Here is a 6145-nt window from a genome sequence, read left to right as displayed (position 1 = left end):
ACTTCATTCTATAATCCACCAACTAATATTTTCCCAGCTTCCAGTAAAAAATCCGAACTGTAATTTTCAATTTTATGAAAATTGCAATAATGGGCTTGATAAGATTACATTAACTGGTGAAGTTCAAGATATTTTTAAGGATTAATAGTTATTTCCCTCATCGACTATAAGTTAGCGATGGGGGATTTTTTAATTTAGGGAAAAGGCTAATTCAATCTGGAGTGGTGATTTGTGATAATCAATTATAGTAGGTCGTTTGAAAAACAGAGAGGTGAAGGTTAGTGGAACAACTCTATGACCAGTTTCAACGAAAAATTGATTATTTACGATTATCAATAACAGACCGGTGTAATTTACGGTGTGTTTACTGTATGCCAGAAGAAGGATTGAAGTTCTTCCCTAAAGATAAAATTATGTCCCAAGATGAAATTATTCAGTTAGTGCAAAATTTCGCCAAAATGGGGATTACGAAAGTCCGCCTAACTGGTGGCGAACCATTATTACGGCGGGACTTACCCGAGATTATCCAGCGTATTCGGCAAATTTCTGAAATTAACGACATTTCAATTACGACGAACGGGACGGCCCTGAAGTATCAAGCAAAGAAATTGAAGGAAGCGGGTCTTGATCGCCTTAATATTTCTCTTGATACTTTTAATCCAGCAGTATACAAAAAGATGACCCGTGGCGGAAATATCAAGCATGTCCTGCAAGGGATCGCGGCAGCTGAACGAGAGGGTTTTAAGATTATTAAGGTCAACACCGTAGTCGTGCGGGGCGAAAATGACCAGGAAGTCATGGATTTTATTAATTATACGAAAGACCACCCGATCAATGTGCGCTTTATTGAATACATGCCAATCGGGCAAGAGATTAGCGATTGGAAAAAAGAATATGTTCCGCTAACCAGCATTTTTGATAAGTGTCGCGAGGCGGGGTTAACATATGAACCGTTATCATTGCCCGGTAATGGTCCTGCCGATAACTATCAAATTAAGGGTTACCGAGGTAGCTTCGGTTTGATTCACCCAATTTCAGAGCGGTTTTGTGAATCTTGTGACCGTTTGCGAATTACCTCCGATGGTTACGTCAAAGCCTGCTTATATTGGAATGAAGAACTGGATATCCGACCGGTCATCAATGACTTTGCGACATTTAAGAAAGTAGTGCAGAAGGCGCTAAATAATAAGCCGTTAAATCATGAAATGGCAATGAAAAATGTTCATCAGATTATTAATCCAGCGCCAACGTGGCGGCATATGAGTCAGATAGGTGGGTAAAAATGGCAGCTGATCAAAATACTGGCGCTCCTTTTTCGCCGACGGAAAACCGGGTAATGGATGCTCTGCAGTCGGTAATTGACCCAGAATTAGGGGTAGATATTGTTAACTTAGGGTTGATTTATGATGTTCAAGTTGATGACCAACAATTATGCGTGATTACCATGACGCTAACGACAATGGGGTGTCCGGTTAGTAACGTCTTGAGTCAACAAATAATTGAACAAGCTTTGGCAACTGATGGTGTAGCAAAATGTAAGATTAACTTGGTCTGGGAACCAGTGTGGAGTCCAAGCATGATGACTCGCTATGCTAAGATTGCCCTGGGAATTCATGAATAAGTAAAAATATGGCGTGCAGCTTTCGTGATTGAAAACTGGACGCCATATTATTATTTAGATTGTTGGTCAAAGATGAAGTGGCCGCTTTTACCACCGTCTTTTTCAACGAGATGAACATCACTAATGACCATTCCCCGGTCCATTGCTTTGCACATATCATAGATGGTGAGGAGGGCGATTTGCACGACAAGGAGGGCTTCAATCTCAACGCCGGTGACGTGCTTGGTCTTAACGGTTGCCTCTGCAGTAATAGTATCCTGACCGTTATTGTGGAAGTGGATATCGACACCGGTGAGGGGGATGAGGTGGCACATGGGGATCATTTCAGAAGTCCGTTTAGCGGCCATGATTCCTGCCACCTGGGCGACAGCGAGGACATCGCCCTTTTTTATTTGGCCATCTTCAATTCGTTGCAGGGTGGTTGCTTGCATATGGATTTGTCCTTGAGCCGTAGCGGTACGGAAGGTAACCTTTTTAGCGGTAACATCGACCATGCGGGCTCGGTCCTGGTCATTGAAATGTGTTAGTTTGTCTGTCATGATAAAACCCCTTTTAATTGGTAGATTAACTTTAGGATAGCATAATCGATAAGCAAAATTATTCAGTGATTTTACCAAATCTTGTTTAGAGTAATTAGTGAGAAAACTTACTGATTATAGCTATTAGATAAAAATTTATGTCCCCGTTAAAAAAGATGATGCAAAAACTTTGGTCCAGTCATAAATAATGATATAAAGCTACTAGTAACACATATTAAATGATACTAGTGGCTTTATTATTTACATTGGTTGTCCAGTTGAGATTTCAAAGCCGGCTGTTACAGGAATTACTTCTCCCGTGATTGCACTAGCAGCTGGGCTAGCCACAAAATAAATTGCAGCGGCGACTTCTTCGGGTTCAACAATCCGATTTAATGGACTGTTTTTTGCGAATTTTTGTTTATCTTGGTGAAAAAGCGGGGTATTAGTCGGACCAGGTGCAACAACATTTACGCGAATATTATTTTTACCGTAATCAATTGCCATTGCCCGAGTCATGTTAATAATCGCTCCCTTGGCGGCATTATAAGCAACCATTGCTCGATCACCAGCCATTCCTGAGACAGAGGAAATATTAACGATACTACCATGATCTTGTTTAATCATTGTTGGCAAGAAGGCTTTGCTAACGAGGAAAGTTCCCTTAACATCAACATCAAAGATTTTATCCCAATCTTCTTCACTGGTTTCATGAACCTCGCCGTGAATAACGATTCCTGCATTATTGATAATCGCATCAACGGTTTTAAATTTACTGAGGGTTATTTGCTTAGCATGTTCAACCTCACTTGATTTACTAATATCGGCTTGAATAAAAGCAACTTGTGTCGGGGAATACGTTTCGCCTAATTGTTGTTTAACTTGCATCCCCTTTTCGGTATCACGACCGATAAGTACCGTATTCCATCCATTTTTAAGAAAAATATCAGCAGTGGCAAGACCAATCCCAGAGGTTCCACCACTAATAACAACTGTCTGCATATATAAAACTCCTCTCTAAGCTTTTCTCTAATTATGGCATTTTTGGTCAGATTTAGCTATTTGTTAGAAAAGTCTTTATAATAAAATAAGGATGAGGAGGAAACGCAATGAATACAGCAACCTTAGAAGCACTTCAAAATTGGCTTCATGGACGTGGCTATACATTAGAACAAGTAGACGCACAACTAATTCTTAAATATCATGGACAAGAACGAGCAGTTATTACGCCACCTGATCGCTATCAAGTGAAAGACCTTGACCTGAATTTTAATGACTGGGTTGAGTTCAATAAGTGCATTCGCAATATTCGCCATTCTTTAGCTAGTAACGAATAGAAAGCCTTTTCTTTGGCAAGAATACCTCCTCGTGATAGAGTTATTCATGAAGGGAATATAGTCCAAGGAGGGATAGTCATGATAAGAGTTGGAATAATTGGTGCTTCTGGAATGGCAGGCAGTGCAATCTATAAATTAGCATCGACGAAAAAAGATTTGAATGTAACTGGAATTGTTCGAAATGAGAGTAAGGCCAGAAAGATCCTTGGTGATGATGCCAATTTGATCAGTGGTGATATTTTTGCCTTAAGTGATAGTTTGTTGTCGCGGTTTGATGTAATTGTTGATGCATATGGTACTAGTCCAGAGAATGCGGATCGGCAAGTAAGACTGGCTGAGAAATTAGTAGTTTTAGCCCGAAAACATAAAATCCGTTTAATTTTCATCCTCGGTGCCGGAAGCCTTAAAACTGGTAAGGATAAGCATCTATTTGTTGATGATATTGAAAAGATGCCTGGTGCTGAGACATGGATTAATACACCCCGCCAGCAGTTAAAAGAATTACAGTATCTTGAAACTATTTCTGATATTGACTGGCTAGGAATTTCACCATCGGCAGTATTTGAAGCTGGAGTTGCGACTAATTATATTCTTGGTCAGGATGAATTATTATTTAATGAACAAAATGAATCAAAGGTAACTGCAGGAACAATGGCAAAGTTAGTGGTCAATGAAATTTTAGCACCACGCCACCATCGTGAACGAATTACCGTTGTTGATGCAGAATAGTTATTGGAACTATAAAAGGCATGAGAACGCAAATCAATTCTCATGCCTTTTAATATTAGTCAACTAATTTTCCAATAATTGGAAGTTTTGAAACCGGTGAACACTTTTTGGCTGCTTGTTGATAGGTGACATCTGATAAATCATGGCTGAAAACATTACCGTGGATTTCTGCGCCTTTCCATTCTGGAACTTCAGAAACATCATAAACATTTCCACGCACCCCGATATATGCTGGACGACCTTCTTGCCCATTATATTGCGCTAATTCATTGTGAGTAAATGACCGCATAATAATCCCTCCTATAAAGAAGCTGGGAATTGACTCGGCCTCTTCCTGTATGAGTGTAATGAGATATGAAAATAGATGACAAGTTTATTCGTTATCCTATCACCACTATAACACGAAAATGGTAATGACATCGGAAATTCAATTTATTCAGTTGCTAAGTTTGCAGCAGGGCTTTTGACTGAGACTTTCACGAGCATTCCTGCAATGATAGTTAGGATCGTAACGAGGAATGGGAAAAATGCCCAAGGAATGAAACTTAATGGATTGATTTGTAAGGTACTAGCGATGAATACCCCAGAAACACTCCATGGGACAATTGCGTTGACTGCGGCTCCTGCATCATTGAGAATCCGGGTTAAATCAACCCGCTTTAAGCCTAATTTGTCAAATGATGGGAGAAATGATTGCCCGGGAAGAATAATTGCAAGGTAGTGTTCCCCAACAAGGAGGTTAACCCCAATACAAGTAAGAGCTGTGGAGAATGTTAACCGACCAGGTGTCTTTACAATCCCAGTTAAGTGATTGATGATAGCGCTAATAATATTGAACTTGATTAATAAGCCACCTAAAGCAAGCGCGAAGATAATTAAGGCTAGAGAAGTAAGCATACTAGAGATACCGCCTTTAGAAAGCAATGTATCGATTGTTTTATCACCGGTATGGGAGACGTAACCAGTCATGATGGTATTAGTAATCGTAGTGAGGCTGGTTTTAGGTGCATGAATCCAGCCAAGTACGACCGCGAAGAGTGAGCCCAGACCAAGGGAAGGGATAGCAGGAACTTGGAAAATGGCTAATACGATTAAGAGCAGAACTGGGAGAAGAGCCCATCCTGAGATCCAGAACCCACTTTGTAGCCCGGCCATCATTTGGTGAACGGCGCCTAAACTAACATTTTTGGAGTTTAACCCTAAGAAAGTGTAAAGAATAAGACAAATTGCCCAGGCAGGAATATCGGTGGTGAGCAGGGATTTAATATGCTTGTAGATACTAATTTCACCAACACTGGCGGCAAGGTTTGTTGTTCCTGAAAGCGGGGAAATATTCGAACCACAAAAGGCCCCTGAAACAATTACCCCCGCAGTTAAACCGGGGTTAATTTTAAGAGTTGCGCCAATGCCAATAAAGGCGATTCCCATTGTTGATACAGTAGTAAATGAACTTCCACAAGCAACCCCAACAAGGGTACAAACAATAAAAACTGTTGGTAAGAAGAACTTTACAGAAATAATCTCAAACCCAAAGTACATAATTGTTGGAATAGTTCCTGAGAAAATCCAGGTAGCAATTAAGACGCCGATAGAAAGAAAGATAATGAGAGGGTCAACACCGGCTCGCAAACCATGACGCATTCCCCCCATCACGGTATCCCATTTAAATCCACGAATTCGCCCGTAAACAGCAAGCAAAACAAATGAAATAAATAATGGGGCTTGCGGTTCTTGGTGCTTAAAAATAATAGGGTAGCCTAAGATGCATAAAATAACGCCAAGAATAAGTAAACTTTCACTAAAACCAATCACTGGCTCAGGACTATTTTTTGATTTGTTAATAGTTTTCATTGTGTAATTCTCCTTATTTTTTAATAACCCGAAATGTCAATTTAAATTAGAAAAAAGTTGAAAGCTGTTCTTCTGTGACATAACTCATG

At 40.0% G+C, this 6145-nt stretch carries 8 protein-coding genes; 4 read left to right on the top strand and 4 right to left on the bottom strand.

Annotated features, from left to right (window positions below; genetic code table 11):
* The first annotated feature begins 281 nt into the window (after positions 1 to 281).
* Positions 282 to 1280, top strand: a complete 999-nt coding sequence (moaA, locus tag AACL61_RS07210; protein WP_102816664.1) for a GTP 3',8-cyclase MoaA — start codon at positions 282 to 284, stop codon at positions 1278 to 1280.
* A 2-nt stretch (positions 1281 to 1282) separates the two neighbouring features.
* Positions 1283 to 1621, top strand: coding sequence for a metal-sulfur cluster assembly factor (locus AACL61_RS07205; protein WP_003674482.1), 339 nt, complete (start codon positions 1283 to 1285; stop codon positions 1619 to 1621).
* A gap of 50 nt (positions 1622 to 1671) precedes the next feature.
* On the opposite strand, the gene moaC is transcribed toward AACL61_RS07205, so the two are convergent.
* Complete coding sequence (moaC, locus tag AACL61_RS07200) at positions 1672 to 2160, bottom strand: cyclic pyranopterin monophosphate synthase MoaC (RefSeq protein WP_003674484.1); 489 nt, start codon at positions 2158 to 2160, stop codon at positions 1672 to 1674.
* Positions 2161 to 2400: 240 nt separating this feature from the next.
* A complete protein-coding gene (locus AACL61_RS07195; RefSeq protein ID WP_102816666.1) occupies positions 2401 to 3141 on the bottom strand; it encodes an SDR family NAD(P)-dependent oxidoreductase in 741 nt (246 codons plus the stop codon).
* Between the two features lie 107 nt (positions 3142 to 3248).
* Here AACL61_RS07195 and AACL61_RS07190 point away from each other — a divergent pair, with 107 nt between their 5' ends.
* Both AACL61_RS07190 and AACL61_RS07185 read left to right on the top strand, forming a co-directional pair.
* Positions 3249 to 3476 carry a hypothetical protein gene (locus tag AACL61_RS07190; RefSeq protein WP_078009279.1) on the top strand — a complete coding sequence of 76 codons (228 nt, stop codon included), beginning with the start codon at positions 3249 to 3251 and terminating at the stop codon, positions 3474 to 3476.
* A gap of 78 nt (positions 3477 to 3554) precedes the next feature.
* On the top strand, positions 3555 to 4205 hold the full coding sequence (locus tag AACL61_RS07185) for an NAD(P)-dependent oxidoreductase (RefSeq protein ID WP_085650262.1): 651 nt from the start codon (positions 3555 to 3557) through the stop codon (positions 4203 to 4205).
* Between the two features lie 55 nt (positions 4206 to 4260).
* Here the strand turns inward: AACL61_RS07185 and AACL61_RS07180 are convergent, their stop codons facing one another.
* Both AACL61_RS07180 and AACL61_RS07175 read right to left on the bottom strand, forming a co-directional pair.
* Entirely contained in the window at positions 4261 to 4494 is a 234-nt protein-coding gene (locus AACL61_RS07180; RefSeq protein ID WP_085680154.1) for a cytochrome b5-like heme/steroid binding domain-containing protein, read from the bottom strand.
* Positions 4495 to 4637: 143 nt separating this feature from the next.
* Positions 4638 to 6056 carry a Na+/H+ antiporter NhaC family protein gene (locus AACL61_RS07175; RefSeq protein ID WP_003671381.1) on the bottom strand — a complete coding sequence of 473 codons (1419 nt, stop codon included), beginning with the start codon at positions 6054 to 6056 and terminating at the stop codon, positions 4638 to 4640.
* Positions 6057 to 6145: the final 89 nt, after the last annotated feature.

This window comes from Limosilactobacillus reuteri subsp. porcinus (assembly GCF_036621895.1).
Taxonomy (GTDB): domain Bacteria; phylum Bacillota; class Bacilli; order Lactobacillales; family Lactobacillaceae; genus Limosilactobacillus; species Limosilactobacillus reuteri_J.
Note: the sequence above shows the minus strand (reverse complement) of the source record. Positions and strands in the feature narration are given on the sequence as shown.